Origin of the sequence: Mucilaginibacter achroorhodeus (genome assembly GCF_007846095.1) — a bacterium.
GTDB classification, from domain to species: domain Bacteria; phylum Bacteroidota; class Bacteroidia; order Sphingobacteriales; family Sphingobacteriaceae; genus Mucilaginibacter; species Mucilaginibacter achroorhodeus.
Genome location: NZ_VOEI01000001.1, coordinates 651,473 through 667,919, shown reverse-complemented (window position 1 = coordinate 667,919; position 16,447 = coordinate 651,473). Strand labels below are relative to the sequence as shown.

Annotated in this window: 14 protein-coding genes; 6 read left to right on the top strand and 8 right to left on the bottom strand. The window is 41.6% G+C overall.

Features of this window, described 5'->3' with window-relative positions:
• Positions 1-11: 11 nt before the first annotated feature.
• The gene (locus tag FPZ42_RS03165; protein WP_146269024.1) at positions 12-962 is read left to right on the top strand and encodes a hypothetical protein; all 951 of its coding nucleotides are present in this window, start codon (positions 12-14) and stop codon (positions 960-962) included.
• Between the two features lie 3 nt (positions 963-965).
• Here the strand turns inward: FPZ42_RS03165 and FPZ42_RS03160 are convergent, their stop codons facing one another.
• The 4 genes from FPZ42_RS03160 to FPZ42_RS03145 all read right to left on the bottom strand — a co-directional run bounded on the left by FPZ42_RS03160 (position 966) and on the right by FPZ42_RS03145 (position 4,341).
• Positions 966-2,060 (bottom strand): AI-2E family transporter, encoded by a 1,095-nt coding sequence (locus FPZ42_RS03160; protein WP_146269023.1) that lies wholly within the window; start codon positions 2,058-2,060, stop codon positions 966-968.
• A 69-nt stretch (positions 2,061-2,129) separates the two neighbouring features.
• Positions 2,130-2,372, bottom strand: coding sequence for a hypothetical protein (locus FPZ42_RS03155; RefSeq protein WP_146269022.1), 243 nt, complete (start codon positions 2,370-2,372; stop codon positions 2,130-2,132).
• Between the two features lie 243 nt (positions 2,373-2,615).
• Complete coding sequence (locus FPZ42_RS03150; protein ID WP_146269021.1) at positions 2,616-3,533, bottom strand: glycosyltransferase; 918 nt, start codon at positions 3,531-3,533, stop codon at positions 2,616-2,618.
• 37 nt (positions 3,534-3,570) lie between these two features.
• Positions 3,571-4,341 carry a class I SAM-dependent methyltransferase gene (locus FPZ42_RS03145; protein ID WP_146269020.1) on the bottom strand — a complete coding sequence of 257 codons (771 nt, stop codon included), beginning with the start codon at positions 4,339-4,341 and terminating at the stop codon, positions 3,571-3,573.
• Between the two features lie 225 nt (positions 4,342-4,566).
• Here FPZ42_RS03145 and FPZ42_RS19100 point away from each other — a divergent pair, with 225 nt between their 5' ends.
• From FPZ42_RS19100 to FPZ42_RS03135, 3 genes are all read left to right on the top strand, one after another.
• Positions 4,567-4,725 carry a hypothetical protein gene (locus tag FPZ42_RS19100; RefSeq protein ID WP_186458670.1) on the top strand — a complete coding sequence of 53 codons (159 nt, stop codon included), beginning with the start codon at positions 4,567-4,569 and terminating at the stop codon, positions 4,723-4,725.
• A complete protein-coding gene (locus FPZ42_RS03140) occupies positions 4,685-5,296 on the top strand; it encodes a hypothetical protein (protein ID WP_146269019.1) in 612 nt (203 codons plus the stop codon). The genes FPZ42_RS19100 and FPZ42_RS03140 overlap by 41 nt, the downstream gene beginning before the upstream one ends.
• Positions 5,297-5,417: 121 nt before the next feature.
• Positions 5,418-6,092: an FkbM family methyltransferase gene (locus FPZ42_RS03135; protein WP_222431534.1), complete on the top strand. Its 675-nt coding sequence runs from the start codon at positions 5,418-5,420 to the stop codon at positions 6,090-6,092.
• Between the two features lie 6 nt (positions 6,093-6,098).
• Here the strand turns inward: FPZ42_RS03135 and FPZ42_RS03130 are convergent, their stop codons facing one another.
• The 3 genes from FPZ42_RS03130 to typA form a co-directional block, all read right to left on the bottom strand.
• Positions 6,099-6,863: a hypothetical protein gene (locus FPZ42_RS03130; protein ID WP_146269017.1), complete on the bottom strand. Its 765-nt coding sequence runs from the start codon at positions 6,861-6,863 to the stop codon at positions 6,099-6,101.
• A 16-nt stretch (positions 6,864-6,879) separates the two neighbouring features.
• The gene (locus FPZ42_RS03125) at positions 6,880-8,193 is read right to left on the bottom strand and encodes a flippase (protein ID WP_146269016.1); all 1,314 of its coding nucleotides are present in this window, start codon (positions 8,191-8,193) and stop codon (positions 6,880-6,882) included.
• A 134-nt stretch (positions 8,194-8,327) separates the two neighbouring features.
• On the bottom strand, positions 8,328-10,139 hold the full coding sequence (gene typA / locus FPZ42_RS03120; protein WP_146269015.1) for a translational GTPase TypA: 1,812 nt from the start codon (positions 10,137-10,139) through the stop codon (positions 8,328-8,330).
• Between the two features lie 359 nt (positions 10,140-10,498).
• Between typA and uvrA the strand changes: the two genes are divergently transcribed.
• The gene (uvrA, locus tag FPZ42_RS03115; RefSeq protein ID WP_146269014.1) at positions 10,499-13,345 is read left to right on the top strand and encodes an excinuclease ABC subunit UvrA; all 2,847 of its coding nucleotides are present in this window, start codon (positions 10,499-10,501) and stop codon (positions 13,343-13,345) included.
• 2 nt (positions 13,346-13,347) lie between these two features.
• Here the strand turns inward: uvrA and upp are convergent, their stop codons facing one another.
• Positions 13,348-14,004 (bottom strand): uracil phosphoribosyltransferase, encoded by a 657-nt coding sequence (upp, locus tag FPZ42_RS03110; RefSeq protein ID WP_146269013.1) that lies wholly within the window; start codon positions 14,002-14,004, stop codon positions 13,348-13,350.
• 307 nt (positions 14,005-14,311) lie between these two features.
• On the opposite strand from upp, the gene uvrB reads away from it, so the two are divergent.
• The gene (gene uvrB, locus FPZ42_RS03105; RefSeq protein ID WP_146269012.1) at positions 14,312-16,339 is read left to right on the top strand and encodes an excinuclease ABC subunit UvrB; all 2,028 of its coding nucleotides are present in this window, start codon (positions 14,312-14,314) and stop codon (positions 16,337-16,339) included.
• The last annotated feature ends 108 nt before the right edge of the window (positions 16,340-16,447 follow it).

The window sequence follows — 16,447 nt, the reverse complement described above, 5'->3', positions numbered from 1 at the left end:
AATTTAGCAGCATGTCTGTCACGTATAAAAACGCTCTTATACTTTTAATCACATCTATATCAATCATCACCGCATGTAAATACCGCTCGCAACGGCCGGGACATGGTGAGAAACCCATAACTTCTTTTAAAAGCGTGGAGGGCATTACCTTCATAGAGGTATCGCGCAGGCAGAAAAGTAACGGTCTATCCTATAACGAGTACGGCTACCACTTAACTCCTGATTGGCGCTTACGCTTTGTATCATCAGATTCAGCAGCTTTGTATAGTCCGCAGAAAGATGCCTATTATAATTTCCCGCTGGCTTTAGGTACCGATTCTGTTTTTAATATCGCCCATGCCTTCCTTAAAATGAAAAAAATAAGCAAGGATAGCCTGGTTTTTGAGTTATTGGAAGCACAAGGCGATTCGATAGACATCCATAAATCGCGCGTGGTTATGAAGCTTTATTCGGAACCTTATATTAAACGCACAGGAAAGGATTTGAAACAGTTGCAAGCTGCCAGCAAAAAAGATACTTTGTTTGTTCGCGGACTGGTTAATAAGGCCAATGCCGATATTAAAAAAGCTTTCGCTGCAGCCAATCCGGTACAACTCATCAGTAAAAACCCCAACCTGCAGGTTACCAAGCGCAAAACCAAGCCAAGCCTTTTGGATAATAAATACGCTACCGATGACGATTACCTTACCCCAACTTACGATATAGTGATCCATAAGGCCTATCAGGATTTTGATTATTCATTTGAGGCTACTGTTGACTCAGCAGGAGTTTGGCATTATAACAAACCGCTCGTTCCTTTTTTGGGCGATGACGATGCACAGGCTAATTATATTAAAGTATCAACGGCAATCATGAATACTTACCTTAAGATGTTTATGACAACTATTCCCGGTGAAACACTCGGGATGAAGCAGGCCAGCACCATATCGGTAAATATTAAGGGCATTAAAGCCGCCAAATAGGGTTTATTTTTTTGACTTGAATAATTTGGTAAGGAAATTTCCTTCTTCACCCTTCTTTTCCTTTGGCGGCCCTATCAGGAAACCATAATCATGCAGGGGTTCAAAATTATCGCAGATGATCTTAAAGATGCCTAACATTGGTACGGCCAGTATCATGCCAGGGATACCCCATACAGCCTCGCCAACAACGATGATGAGGATAGTAAACAACGGGTTGATGTTTAGCCTGTCGCCCACTATCAGCGGTTCAAGCACATAAGTTTGCAATAGCTGTACACAGCCATAAACTATCAGTACACCAAAAACTATTTTAGTATCGCTGCTTTGCGCTAAAGACATTAATACCGTGATAGAGGTGCCGGTGATGTTACCCGCAAAAGGTACGAGCTCCAGCACACCGCAAAGTATGGCAAAGAATAATGCATTCTTAACACCAACAATGCTGAAACCTATGCCGTACATGATCCATAGCATCGCAATCATTAATGCCAAACCACCCAGGTAACTTTGTATCACTTTGCCGGCGTTATCCAATACCTTTTCTGTAGTTGGCTTATCTTCAGTTTTAAACAACCTCAATACAAATTTTTTAAAATGGGCACGGTAAAAAATAAATAAGAAGGTATATACCAACACCAACACTGTATCAACCAGGATACCTGCAAATGAACCCAACAGGGTAGTGATCATTCCGGCAGCCTGTCCCATGCCACCTGCTTGTTGTTCTTTGATTATCTTTTGCTGCTCTTTATGCGAGATACCAAAATGCTGTTGTATATAATCTTTAGTAGAATCTATAAGCTCACTTATCCGTTGTTCAATTTTTGAAAGGTCGTCTAACAGATCGGTGAGTTGATATTGTAATAACGTAACAATCCCTGCTACTAAAGCAATTAACGATACTATGCTTAATGCTGAAGATAAACCATTACCCAAACCTTTTTTCTGGAGCCAGTTGCAAACCGGCAGTAACAGCAGGGCTAAAACCAAACCGAAGGTAAGCGGCACCAATACAACCGAGCCAAAGTAAAGCACAACAAAAGTGAGAATAAAAAGCAGTAATATGCGAAGAGTCTGGTTGAGGTATTGAACGGTCATAGGCGGTAGGACTGAGTGAAAATATAAAGAGCACAAAAGAATTTGTGCTCTTTAATTGGATAAGCAATATTATCCTAAAATACGTTTCTTGATGTAATCTATCGCCGAGTCGGCAAGTTCGTTACCCCCTGTTTGTACCAGGCAACCATCTTCCTGTATGCTAAGTTCAGCATTGATGTTGTTGTCTATTTGTACGGTTAGTTTATTTTGTTCCTTTTCAACTTTGCAGTTTACTTCGCGGCCAGAATAGTGAATTTCAAACTCGTATTTGCCGTCACGCTCTGCCGGTGCGGTATCTTTATCTTCCTTCATTGGTTTAGCATTTATAGGAATAACACCAAAAAGTACACCAATGTTTCAGAAACAAAAAAGAGAAAACTTATGGTTTTCTCTTTTCGTGTTTTTACTGACCTCATTATTTATCATAAAGAACAATTGGTTGGAGTAGATAGATAACAATTAAGTCAAATATAATATCTATATACTAAGTAGACTAATTTTTATGAATAATATTTGTTAACAATCAAGAAAAACACCATTTAATTGTTGATAAACCTACCCGCGAGAAAAGTATTTAACTTTCAGTTGTTTAGCTCTTCGTATCAAGCGTTTTAATATTGAACCTTTCCTGTTACTTAAGAAGTATTTTATTGCATCATACGCCTTTTCATTTTCCTTTATCACATCTGGGAGGTATGTAACAGGTTGTTGAGCTACATGTGTGCTGTACATATTTTCTATGTTGGAATGCGTACCGCTGCCGTCGTGGCCAATGTTATGCACCAGCGACCGGGAAGGGTTCAGGGTAAGTCCGCCATTTAAGAAAACAGATGCGTACCAGCGTATAGCCCAGGAATTGTTTTTGCCGGCCTTAAAATCAAGCATCTGTTTCCAGAAGTTCATGGTGCCTTCAATGGAGAATTGATTGATCTTTTGCGCATCAAACTTTGAGATGAGTTTATCAATATCCGGTTCAAAGTTTTTCCAGGCTCTATCCCAGGTAGCCCAGCCCCAGCTAAAGGCAGCGCGGAAAAAAAAGGTCTCCGGCAACTCACTATTCTCCAGCGGAAAAATATAAGAGCTAATGTGCATTACCTTGTCATCGTTTTGGTAACGTTCCAAGGCATCGTTGAAATACTTTAAAGTGTATGGCGATGATACAAGATCGTCTTCAAACACAATTACCCGCCCGTGGGTATTTACAAGATCAGTAACCCCGCTGATGACGGAGTTTGCCAACCCCAGATTACTTTCTCGTTCAATAAGTTTTATGGTTTTAAAGCCTGTAACCTCCCGGGCAATCCTCCGGACATCTAATACGCCCTGTTTATCCTTTGCAGTTTTGGCACCATCCGAATAAATAAACAACTCGCTCTCTGAAGCAAGCTCGTTTTTTCTCAAATGAGCAAGCGTTTCGCTGGTATGATCGGGCCGGTTATAAACAAAAAGCGCTATGGGAGCAGGAGATGTCAATTAGTGAATTATTGAGTTAATGATTAATGATATCGGCTTAGAATATCTCAGCCTGCTTATCGGTTTTGCTGCATAATACCGTATAGGCATTGGCAAACTTTTCTTTGTAGGCCGAACTTAATTTTATTAGTGTGTTTTTTACGGCAAACTCTGCACTTATCTTAAAACTTTTCAAAAAGTTCTTAGCTTTTTTCTGGTTGATGAAAGTATTAAAGCGGGTAACCTCAGGGGCTATGATGGATGTAAGGTCTGCTTTAATTTCAAAGCCTTCTGTTTGCAGCAGGTACCGTAATGAAGTGGGAGTATAAACATTGATATGTCCGTAAGCCAAAAAATGTTTAATGCGTTTATCGACATTGGTTTTATAATCAATAGGTACTTCTATAACAAAGTTTTTCGCTACCCTTTTGATCTCCCTAAGCAACAAACGTTCGTGTTCTACATGCTCCAAAACATGCGATAGAATGATGAGGTCGAAAGAGTCATCTTCAAACGGTAGTTTGTACCCATCAAAGATCTGTACCGATGCCAGATTTTTGATCTGCCTGTTGGCAATGTGCGCAACGCCGCTCTCAGATATTTCTACTGCGTGATATTTGGCCGCAAAGCCGGCATCTGATAAGTATTTCAAGATACTACCATCACCGGCACCAACCTCAAGCACTTTTCTGAATTTATGGCCACTGCTAACTCCGATGATATGCTGCGCCTTATATTTAGCGCCAAGCATACGCCATTCTTCATCATGCTTTTTGTAGAACTCGTCATAAGCAGTTTTTACGTTACCGCTAAGTTGGGATACCTGCATATCGCAATATTAATAATATAACACTGCTCAATCAATAAAATTATTTTTAATAGCATTAACCAAAATTTAATTAAAATTTCATATTGGTTATAAATAGTATTTTATATATTACGTTTAAAATAATTATTGCCTATGAAGAAATAAAATACAATCTTTTGTTTTGAGCACAGTGTTCAGTACAATTAATAAAACCTTAACAAAATTAAATTCCTAAAACTTACATTCATGAAAATTTTTAAGAACGCCTTTATAATAGGCTCTGCACTATCAGTATCATTGTTTTTTATTGGCTGTTCAAAAGAACAAAAAATTCCAGAAGCTAACGAAACCAAAAGCGCTACTATTGAAGCTAAAAAAAGCACATTTAGTGCTAAATATTGGTGATATAGCAGAAATAGACATCTCTAAAGGTGATACTTGTTACTACTGGACAAAATCTGGTACGGTTTCTTCTGGGACTTCAACTAACTCTGTTCAGTACAGGTCTCCGGTTCCATACTCTCTTCCATCAGGGAAAACGCCGGGCAATGTTGTGGCAATTGCAATAGCAAATACTAATTGGTGTTATTTTTGGTACTCAGATGGTACTATGTCTGTTGGCTTCAGCAATAATGCAACCGCGCATATCGCCCCTAAGCCATATGCTATGCCCTCTGGCAAAACGCCTGCTGATATTGTGGCAATCTCTATCGCCAAAACAAACAACCAGGTTTATACATGGTATAAAGACGGCACTGCTTCTGTTGGTAACTCAACAGATCTTGGCGCGATACGCTCGCCTTATCCTTATACGCCTGCTTCTGGTAAAACCATAAGCAACATTGTAGGTATAGGTATTGCCGGTAGCAACGATCATACTTACGCGTGGTACAATGATGGTAGCACAAAAACTGTTTCATCAGGTTATACTAATATCCTTGATGCTTACTTTAGCCCATTACCAGCTTCTTTCTAATAAAAACAGTTTTGCCAATACAAAAAGCCGGCTAAAGCCGGCCTTTTGTATTTATAATCATGAACTGTAATACTGGCTTATCAATTGAGCAAAGATTTTGTAATTTGGCACAATGTTTAGCTTGAAGCAAATACTCGTTAAATACCTTCCTTTAAATTATTTTCAAAAATACACATCATACTCTCAAGAGGGTGAGGATATGGTTTTGCGATCTTTTTATGAGGGTAAGAAAAATTACAAAGGCTTTTTTGTTGACGTAGGGGCGCATCACCCCTACAGGTTCTCAAACACCTTATTCTTTTATAAACAGGGTTGGCGAGGCATAAATATAGAGCCGACACCCGGTTCTATAAAAGCTTTTAAATTATTCAGAAAAAAAGATATTAACTTAAATATAGGCATAAGCCCTACTAAAGGTGAGCTTACTTTCTATTGTTTTAATGAGCCGGCACTAAACGGCTTTTCGAAAGAACTATCGCAGGAGCGAGACAAAGAGAACAGTAAATATAGGATAACGCAAGAGCTGCCGATTTTGACCATGCCCCTGGCCGATGTTTTTGATCAGTACCTGCCCGTTGGCCAAGCCATAGATTTCCTTACCATTGATGTGGAGGGTTTAGACTTGGCTGTGTTACAATCAAATAACTGGGGAAAATATAAGCCAGCTTATATCGCTGTAGAAGACAGAGTTGATCTGGAAAATTTAAAAGATTCTGCTATTTATGAGTACTTAAAAGAACAGGGCTATAGCTTTATTGCTAAAACTTTGCGCACCCTGTTCTTTAAAAAAATGTAATTTGGCCTATTTGTGCCTGATGTACTTTTGCAGATAATTAGCATGGGCTAACGTATCCTTTCTCCATATGATCAAAGAATCATTGGTGAGTTTTTGAATCTCGAAACTTCTCTCAAGTTTTTTATCGCCTTTATCAAGTGTAAGTCTGCATTCACCGTCTACTGTCCAACTTCCGGCCAGGTAATTACCATTGCTTTCGCGCTCATACATTGTGTTTGGTTTTAACCAAAAATATCCGACCGGACGCTCGGTATATCGGCTGTATATTTCATTATCATCATAATACTGATATTCTGTTTCAGTATTATCCCATGTAACTATAAGCTTTGATATATCGAAACAATTAAAGGCCGCAAAATGGCTGGTAAAAGTTTTGTTGCCTTGGGTGTATCGTAATACCAGAGAATCCTTGTCAAGCTTAACTACATCAAATTCTTTTTTGTAAGACCTGCCGGCGTCGAGAACAAACTTGCAGCTGTCAGTTACGTCCCACTTACCTTTTTTTGGCGCAACATCGCTTAAAATTCTGTAGCTGCCATCACTGTTTATCCAAAAATATCCTAAAGGATAAATTGTCGCGGTTTTTTTAACAGATCCGTTAACTTCTGTTATCTCAGTAAATGCGCTTTTCCATTTTTTAAAGTAATCTGTTTTATCGTTATATAAACAAGATTTTTTGAGATCGTCTATAGCTTCTTGTGACCGTACGCATGACGCAAGTGAAATAGCTAAAATGAACAATGATAAAATTGTAGGTAAAGATCTTTTCATGTATAAGGTTTAAAATTTATTTAAATATACGGCGAATTAAAGATACTAAAAATAGCGATTTTAACATCATTAATCCCTGAGAGCTGGCTTTTGGTATTAAAAGAATAAAAAATGTTGAACTTGCATAAGCTATAAGTGTTGCAACTGCTGCTCCTTTGATGCCCATTGATGGTATAAGTATAAGGTTGAGCACTATATTAACAATCGCTCCAAAAGCGGACCGAATGAAGGTTATCTTCACCAAATTTTCGGCTATTAAATATTGCCCGTTGGCTGCGCCTAAAAAAACAAACAAACCTGACCATATATGAATGGATAAGGTTGGGGCAGCATACGCATACTCCGGAGTATATAGCTTATAAATTAGCGGAGAAGCGAATGTAATGATCAAAGCTACCGGAAGACTCAGATAGACCATCAGATCATACAAATTCTGGATACGCTTTGAATACCTGGCGGGGTCATCTCGTCGGGCATTTAAAATGGCCGGGAATAGCGTTGCTACTATAACAGAAGGTACAAAATTCCAGGCTTCACTCAAAGCGGCCACGGTTGCGTAAGCCCCTGCTTCTTTAACCCCTGCAATATTTTGGATCATTAACTGATCGATCTTCATATATAATGACACCATTATACCTGATATGATAAGCGGCCATGAATAATGCAAAAGTTTTTTTGCCAATTTGCCATCAAAACGCCACTTTAACAAGTTGCGTCCCTGGCGTTGGTAGGTTAAACAATAGCCTATTGCCAGCAATAAAAAATCTGAGCCATATGCGTAAACGAAGTATATAAGCGGCATCTTAAAATATATCAATGCCAGTTTTACAGCAGCAGAAACCAGGTTTCCTGCGACTTGTACCTGCATAATATATTTCGATTTAACTTCCGACTGGAAATATGAATCGATAATGTTAAAAGCTTGCGCGACACCTGTGGCGGATAATATTACAACATAAAGAAATGGTGTGTCTTTTGCAGGGTATACATGGTAAGCCAGCCACATCAATGGAATACAGCATAAACTGGCTGTAAACTTCATCCAGAAAGATGTACCAAGAATGCTGTCACGAAGCTTGGGGTATTGATGTAACTCTTTAACTACAAATTGGTCTAATCCCAGGGTGGCAAGAGCCGAGAAAAGGTATACATAGGTTAAGCCGCCTGTTACAATACCTAACCTATCTTTACTTAAGTAACGAGCAACCGCAATACTCACCAGCATTTTAATAAGCAGGCTGCCTACCTTACCAATAAGTGCCATACCTGTATTTTTAAAATACTTTTCTAAAGCAGCTTTATCAAATCCGGGGATGTTAGGTATTCGCATTTAAGATGTAAATATAACTGTTAGTGGTTACAGTTCAGATATCGTTAAGAGTGAGGATTAGCGTTACAAAAAAGGCATCCATAACGGATGCCTTTAAATTATTTAATGTTAAAAGATTAACCTCTAATATCTAATTATTGGCTTACAAACCTTTTAGCGTTTATTTTGCGCTCGTTCTCATTAAGGTATATCTTACGTAAGCGAATGCTTTGCGGGGTTACCTCAATGTATTCATCAGCCTGGATATACTCCATAGATTCTTCTAACGAGAATTTAATTGCAGGTGCAATACGTACGTTGGTATCGCTACCGGATGCACGCATGTTGGTTAACTGTTTGCCTTTAGTTAAGTTGATAACCAAATCGTTATCGCGGATGTGCTCGCCTAAAACCTGGCCTTCGTAAACATCAACACCCGGATCTACGTGGAAACGACCACGATCCTGTAATTTATCGATAGCGAAAGCTGTGGTTTTACCTGTATCCATAGAAACCAATACACCGTTCAAACGACCAGGGATCTGACCTTTCCACGGCTCGTATGCTTTAAAGCGGTGTGCCATAATAGCCTCGCCACCTGTAGCAGTTAATACGTTGTTACGTAAACCAATAATACCACGTGCAGGGATGTTAAACTCTAAGTGTTGTAGGTCGCCTTTTGGCTCCATTACCAATAGGTCACCTTTACGTTGTGTAACCAGTTCAATTACCTTGCCGGCAACATCACCCGGAACGTCAACTATCAGGGTTTCAACAGGCTCACATTTAACACCGTCAATTTCTTTAACGATAACCTGTGGCTGGCCTACCTGTAACTCATAACCTTCACGACGCATGGTCTCGATAAGTACCGACAAGTGAAGGATACCACGACCGTACACCAGGTATGAATCCGGCGACTCGGTTTCAACAACCTTAAGTGCCAGGTTTTTCTCCATCTCTTTGTACAAACGATCGCGTAGGTGGCGCGATGTTACAAATTTACCCTCTTTACCAAAGAATGGTGAAGTGTTGATGGTGAACAGCATGTTCATAGTAGGCTCATCAATTTTGATAACCTCTAATTGCTCCGGTTTATCAAAATCGGCAATTGTATCGCCAATGTCAAAACCATCAATACCAACAACGGCACAGATATCGCCCGAGCTAACTGAAGTAGCCCTAACTTTACCCAAACCTTCAAAAGTATAAAGCTCTTTAATACGTGTTTTTTGAATAGTGCCGTCGCGTTTTACCAAAGATACCGGTTGGTTTTCTTTAACCGTACCACGAGCAACACGACCGATTGCTATACGACCAACGAAAGATGAATAATCTAACGACGTGATCTGCATTTGCAAAGTACCTTCTTCAATAGGAGCCGGTGGGATGTTCTCCAGGATAGCATCCATCAACGGGAAAATATCCTGCGTTGGTTTTTTATAGTCGGTGCTCATCCAACCTTGTTTTGATGAACCGTAGATAACCGGGAAATCCAGTTGCTCTTCGGTAGCTTCAAGGTTAAAGAACAATTCAAATATCTGTTCGTAAACCTCTTCGGGGCGGCAGTTTTCTTTATCAACTTTATTTACAACCACTATTGGTTTAAGGCCTAAAGCCAATGCTTTTTGCGTTACAAAACGCGTTTGAGGCATGGCGCCTTCAAAAGCATCACAAAGCAGCAATACGCCATCTGCCATTTTCAATACGCGCTCAACCTCGCCACCAAAGTCGGCGTGGCCCGGGGTATCAATAATGTTTATCTTCACATCCTTGTAACGTACCGATACGTTTTTAGACACGATAGTGATACCGCGCTCGCGCTCAAGGTCGTTGTTGTCAAGGATAAGCTCGCCTGTTTCCTGGTTGTCGCGGAAAATGGCGCAGCTATGTAAAATTTTGTCAACCAAAGTGGTTTTACCGTGGTCAACGTGTGCGATGATCGCAATATTTCTGATTTTTTGCATGAAATGCCGCCTTATAAATTTTGCGCAAAGATACAGTTAATTTGCGGGATAAGAAAACCCTTTAAGCTTTTTACAAACGCTTGATTTTTACTTAATTATTTGATAATCTTATTTACAGCGTTTATGCCGGTTTTATCGCCATAAATTGCTTGGATATTGAGACAAGGTTAAGCTGTTATTTATTCATTGATATGGTTACGTGCGTTTAGGCACGTGGTTTAATGTAAATGTAAACATGGAGGCCGTGACTTGGTTAACCCTATGAAAGCCCGACAGTTTTACGTATATTTGCGAAAATTTTTAGCAATGCGCTTATAGCCTAAAACTAAGCCGCATTTACAATGTTTCCTTAAAGATATATGAACGAAAAAATAATAGATCTGGGCGAGCAAAGTGAGGTTGAGGTTTATGGTGCCCGGGTACATAATCTAAAAAATATCGATGTTTCTTTTCCGCGCAACAAGCTGGTTGTAATTACCGGCCTTAGTGGCAGCGGAAAGTCCTCGTTGGCCTTTGATACCATTTACGCTGAGGGCCAGCGCCGTTATATGGAAACATTTTCGGCTTACTCACGCCAGTTTATGGGCGGTATGGAGCGCCCGGACGTTGACAAAGTATCAGGCCTTAGTCCGGTTATTGCTATTGAGCAAAAAACCACCAGCAAAAACCCCCGCTCAACAGTAGGTACCATTACCGAGATATACGATTTTATGCGTTTGCTTTTTGCCCGCGCAGGTGATGCCTACAGCTACACCACCGGCGAAAAGATGGAGCGCATGAGTGAAGATCAGATACTTAAAACCATTTCTGAAAAATTTGATGGACAGCCGGTAAACATCCTGGCGCCAGTAGTAAAGGCTCGTAAAGGACATTATCGCGAATTGTTTGAGCAGATCCGCAAGCAAGGTTATCTAAAGGTTTATGTTGACGGCCAGATAATGGACGTTGAGCCCAAAATGCAGCTCGACCGTTATAAGATCCATGATATTGATATTGTAGTGGACCGACTGATGGTTAGCGAAGCAGATAGCAAACGACTGTTCACTTCGGTACAATCAGCCTTGAAAACTGCTAAGGGAATTATCCGCATTGCCGATAAGGACAATAACGTTGCTTACTTTAGTAAATACCTAATGGACCCGGTATCGGGCATTTCTTATGATGAGCCACAGCCGAATACCTTTTCATTCAACTCGCCTTATGGTGCTTGCGAAAAGTGTAATGGCTTGGGATATATATTTGAAGTGGATGAAGCTTCGGTTATACCTAATCCCAAACTGAGCATCATGAACGGCGGTTTAGCCCCTATTGGCGACTACCGCGAAACGTGGATCTTCCAGGTTTTAAAATCATTGGCTAAAAAATATGAGTTCTCGCTATCTACCCCGATAGAAAAGTTAACACGCGAGCAATTGGATATCATATTGAACGGCACGCCAGATATGATAACCGTTGCCGTTGAGTACAATAAGTGGAATGTTCAAAGCTATCAGATCACGTTTGATGGTATCATCCGTATGCTGGAAGAGCAACAGGAACGCCGCGGCGATGAGGGCATGGACGATATGGAAAACTATCGTGTATTGCGTACTTGCCCGGTTTGTAATGGCGCCCGTTTAAAGAAAGAATCGCTGCATTTTAAGGTTGATGAGAAGAACATTTTTGAACTGGCTTGCATGGATATCACCACGCTTGATGCCTGGTTCACCGGTTTGGAAGATCGTTTGAACGAACGCCAGAACGTTATAGCCAAAGAAATATTAAAAGAGATCCGTGCCCGTATAGGCTTCCTGCTGGATGTTGGTTTGAGTTATTTAACGCTTGACCGTACAGCCAAAACCTTATCAGGTGGCGAGGCGCAGCGCATCAGGCTGGCTACGCAAATAGGCTCACAGTTGATGAATGTGATGTATATTCTTGATGAGCCAAGTATAGGCCTGCACCAGCGCGATAATGAGCGTTTGATCAACGCCCTTAAAAACCTGCGTGATCTGGGTAACACAGTTTTAGTTGTTGAGCACGATAAGGACATGATACTGGAAGCCGACCACGTGATTGATATGGGGCCGGCGGCAGGTGTGCACGGGGGCACTGTTGTTGCACAAGGAACGCCCGCTCAACTAATGAACGCCACTACACTCACCACATCATACATTAACGGCAAAAAAGAAATTGCCATCCCAAAAAAACGCAGGGAAGGCAATAGTAAAGTGCTAAGCCTCAAAAAAGCAACCGGCCATAACCTCAAAAAAGTTTCGGTTGATTTTCCGTTGGGTAAGTTGATAGGGGTAACAGGTGTATCGGGCTCGGGTAAATCGAGTTTGATCATCGAGACTTTATATCCTATCCTTAACCACCACTTTTTCCGTGCTAAGAAACATCCGCTGCCTTATGATAAGATAGAGGGGCTGGAAAACATTGATAAGGTTATCGAGATAGATCAGACGCCTATTGGCCGTACGCCGCGTTCAAACCCGGCTACTTATACCGGTGTGTTCTCTGATATTAGGAATTTATTTGTGGCCCTGCCGGAGTCGCGTATACGGGGTTACAAACCCGGGCGTTTCTCTTTCAACGTAAAGGGCGGCCGTTGCGAAACATGCCAGGGTGCGGGTATGAAAGTGATAGAAATGAACTTTTTGCCGGATGTACAGGTTCCATGCGAAGAATGCCAGGGCCGCCGTTACAACCGCGAAACTTTGGAAGTACGTTACCGCGGCAAGTCTATCAGCGATGTGCTGGATATGAGCATTGAGGATGCTACACCATTTTTTGAACATATCCCATCTATCTACCGTAAGGTGAAAACTTTAAATGATGTGGGTTTAGGTTACATTACACTCGGCCAGGCCTCAACAACCCTATCAGGCGGTGAAGCTCAGCGTGTAAAACTGGCTACCGAGCTTTCTAAAAAAGATACCGGTAACACCTTCTATATATTAGATGAGCCAACAACAGGCTTGCATTTTGAGGACATTAACGTATTGCTTGGTGTATTGCAGCAACTGGTTGACAAAGGCAACACCGTACTGGTGATTGAGCACAACCTTGATGTAATAAAAGTAGTAGACCACGTAATAGACGTTGGTCCCGAAGGTGGAGCAGGCGGCGGCAAGATCCTTTTCAGCGGCACCCCCGAAGGCCTTTGCAAGGTAAAAGATAGTTTTACAGGTAAGTTTTTGAAAAAGGAAATGGGGATAAAGTAGGTTTACGCCTTCTCCCCAAACGCCAGATCACCGGCATCACCTAAACCGGGGACGATGTAAGCTTTGCTGGTCATTTCATCATCTACGGCACAGGTCCAAATCTTAGCTTTAGGCAGGTTAGCGCGTACATGGGCAATACCTTCGGTGCTGGCAATAATGCAGGCGATATGCAATTGCTTAATATCATAAAGCGCCATCAGTTCTTTGCAAACAATAACAATGCTTTGCCCGGTTGCCAACATGGTATCACATAAGATCAGCGTTTTTCCGGTGAGATCAGGGCTGGATATGTGATTGAGTTGAATGGTAAACGAGCCGCTCTTTTTCACTTTTCTGAAAGCCGTTACAAATGCCGACGGCGAACGATCAAAGAAATTGATAAATCCTTGGTGAAAAGGAAGGCCGGCGCGCATAATAGTTCCTATCACCGGCGCATCAACAGGCATATTTACCGGCGCAATGCCTAACGGGGTTTGCACTTCTCGCTCAACGTAGTCAAGAGTTTTGCTTATTTCATAAGCTAATATGCCACCTAATCGTTCTTGATTTTGTCTAAAGCGAGATTTATCCTGTTGAATGTTGGCGTCCCTCAGCTCCGCTAAAAATTGATTGGCAATGCTATTGGTTTTATTAAGGATAAAAGGCTGTGTTGTTGGCATGGTTAAATATAATGATTTCAGGAAAGCTTTGCTAACTTATGGACTCACCCCAGCTCCTCTTTGCTTCGAAGAGAGGGATTTTGTTTTTTCACTTCACCCTCTTTTCGCGCAGCGAAGAGAGGGTCGACGAGCGTAGTGATGTCGGGGTGAGTAAAATAACGCGTGGGCTTTTTTACTCTTGACATACCCTTGTCACTAACCCGTCTTTCCTTTGCACTACGATGTCGAACATTGCACGGTCAAAATCGTTAACTGATATTGCCGGTCATCAATTAACTAAACGTTTATACGTATTTTTGTTTAACGCATGGATTTTAAAATAACCTCTCAATATGTACCTTCCGGCGACCAGCCAGAAGCTATCCGCCAACTGGTTGATGGCGTAAACAATGGCGATCAGTTTCAAACCCTGCTCGGTGTTACTGGCTCAGGTAAAACTTTTACTATCGCAAACGTAATTGAGCAAACGCAAAAGCCAACGTTGATATTAAGCCATAACAAAACTTTGGCGGCACAGCTTTACGGAGAATTTAAGCAATTCTTCCCGGAGAATGCGGTGAACTACTTTGTATCTTATTACGATTATTATCAGCCGGAGGCATTTATACCTTCGTCTAATACTTATATAGAGAAAGATCTCCAGATAAATGAGGAAATAGAAAAACTCCGCCTGCGTACAACATCAGCATTAATGAGTGGTCGCAGGGATGTTATTGTAGTCTCATCTATATCCTGCATCTATGGTATGGGGAACCCGGAAGACTTTGCCGCTTCTGTATTTAAATTTGCAGTAGGCACCCGCGTAAGTCGTAATGCGTTTTTGCACCGTTTGGTTGAGATATTATATGCCCGCACCACTGCAGATTTCAAACGCGGAACCTTTAGGGTTAAAGGTGATACCGTAGACATTTTCCCGCCTTATCTGGATTATGCTTACCGCGTTTCTTTTTTTGGTGACGATATTGAAGAGCTAAGCAGCTTTGATATTACTACCGGCAAAACCATTGAGAAAACCACGCACATGGTGGTTTATCCGGCCAATCTTTACGTTGCCCCGCGAGATCGTTTTCAGCAATCTGTTTGGGCTATACAGGAAGAGTTGGAAGTACGCAAAAAGCAATTTATAGATGACCAGCGTTTCATCGAGGCCAAACGCCTTGAGGAAAGGGTTAATTACGACTTGGAGATGATACGCGAGTTAGGGTATTGTAGTGGCATAGAAAACTATTCGCGCTTTTTTGATGGCCGGCAGCCAGGCATGCGCCCATTCTGCTTGCTGGATTACTTCCCTGATGATTACCTGATGGTGATCGATGAAAGCCACGTTACTGTGCCACAGATCAGGGCTATGTATGGTGGCGACAGGTCTCGGAAGATATCATTGGTTGAGTATGGTTTCCGTTTACCGGCGGCTATGGATAATCGTCCGTTAAACTTTCAGGAGTTTGAACGTTTGGCACCGCAAACTATTTATGTAAGCGCAACCCCCGGCGATTTTGAACTGGAAAAATCTGAAGGGGTGGTAATAGAACAAGTTATACGCCCTACCGGATTGCTTGACCCTGTTATTGATATCCGCCCGGTAATTAACCAGGTGGATGATCTGCTGGACGAGGTTGATAAAACTATCAAAGCCGGCGACCGCGTATTGGTGACCACCCTGACCAAGCGCATGGCCGAAGAACTGGCTAAGTACATGGATAGGTTAGGCATAAAATGCCGTTACATCCACTCAGAGGTAAAAACCTTGCAGCGTGTAGAGATATTGCGCGGACTGCGTTTGGGCGAGTTTGATGTACTAATTGGTATCAATCTTCTGCGTGAGGGGCTTGATTTACCCGAAGTATCTTTGGTAGCCATTTTAGATGCTGATAAAGAAGGTTTTTTACGTTCCGAGCGTTCGTTGATACAAACGATAGGCCGGGCGGCCAGGAACGATCGCGGAAGGGTAATTATGTATGCCGATACTATTACCGAATCGATGCAGATCACAATTGAGGAGACAAATCGCCGCCGCGAAAAGCAAATTAAATACAACGAAGAACATGGAATAATCCCTAAAACGGTAGGCAAAACCAAATCGGAAATAATGGAGCAAACCTCTGTTGTGGACTTTAAAGGTGGTGTGCAACAGGCATATGTAGAGACGGAAGTGGCAACGCTTGCTGCAGACCCTATAGTGCAGTACATGACCAAAGCCGATCTGAAAAAATCTATCGAGAACACCCGTAAAGACATGGTTGCCGCAGCCAAGAACATGGATTTCCTGCTGGCGGCCAAGCTGCGTGATGAGATGTTTGCCTTGGAAAAAATGATGGAAGAAAAGTTTTCGTAGCCATTGCATCCATACGTCATCTCAAATATCTGCACGCCTGAAATTTGCGCATCTGAAATCGGCAAAACTTTAATTTGCTAAAAGGTTTGAAAACCGTATTTTTGCAAA

Excerpts from the sequence above, each read along its gene's own strand:
- FPZ42_RS03165 (WP_146269024.1), top strand. The coding sequence starts at position 12 with ATGTCTGTCACGTATAAAAACGCTCTTATACTTTTAATCACATCTATA.
- upp (WP_146269013.1), bottom strand. The coding sequence starts at position 14,004 with ATGCCAACAACACAGCCTTTTATCCTTAATAAAACCAATAGCATTGCC.
- FPZ42_RS03155 (WP_146269022.1), bottom strand. The coding sequence starts at position 2,372 with ATGAAGGAAGATAAAGATACCGCACCGGCAGAGCGTGACGGCAAATAC.
- FPZ42_RS03160 (WP_146269023.1), bottom strand. The coding sequence starts at position 2,060 with ATGACCGTTCAATACCTCAACCAGACTCTTCGCATATTACTGCTTTTT.
- FPZ42_RS19100 (WP_186458670.1), top strand. The coding sequence starts at position 4,567 with ATGAAAATTTTTAAGAACGCCTTTATAATAGGCTCTGCACTATCAGTA.
- uvrB (WP_146269012.1), top strand. The coding sequence starts at position 14,312 with ATGGATTTTAAAATAACCTCTCAATATGTACCTTCCGGCGACCAGCCA.
- FPZ42_RS03130 (WP_146269017.1), bottom strand. The coding sequence starts at position 6,863 with ATGAAAAGATCTTTACCTACAATTTTATCATTGTTCATTTTAGCTATT.
- typA (WP_146269015.1), bottom strand. The coding sequence starts at position 10,139 with ATGCAAAAAATCAGAAATATTGCGATCATCGCACACGTTGACCACGGT.
- uvrA (WP_146269014.1), top strand. The coding sequence starts at position 10,499 with ATGAACGAAAAAATAATAGATCTGGGCGAGCAAAGTGAGGTTGAGGTT.
- FPZ42_RS03125 (WP_146269016.1), bottom strand. The coding sequence starts at position 8,193 with ATGCGAATACCTAACATCCCCGGATTTGATAAAGCTGCTTTAGAAAAG.
- FPZ42_RS03145 (WP_146269020.1), bottom strand. The coding sequence starts at position 4,341 with ATGCAGGTATCCCAACTTAGCGGTAACGTAAAAACTGCTTATGACGAG.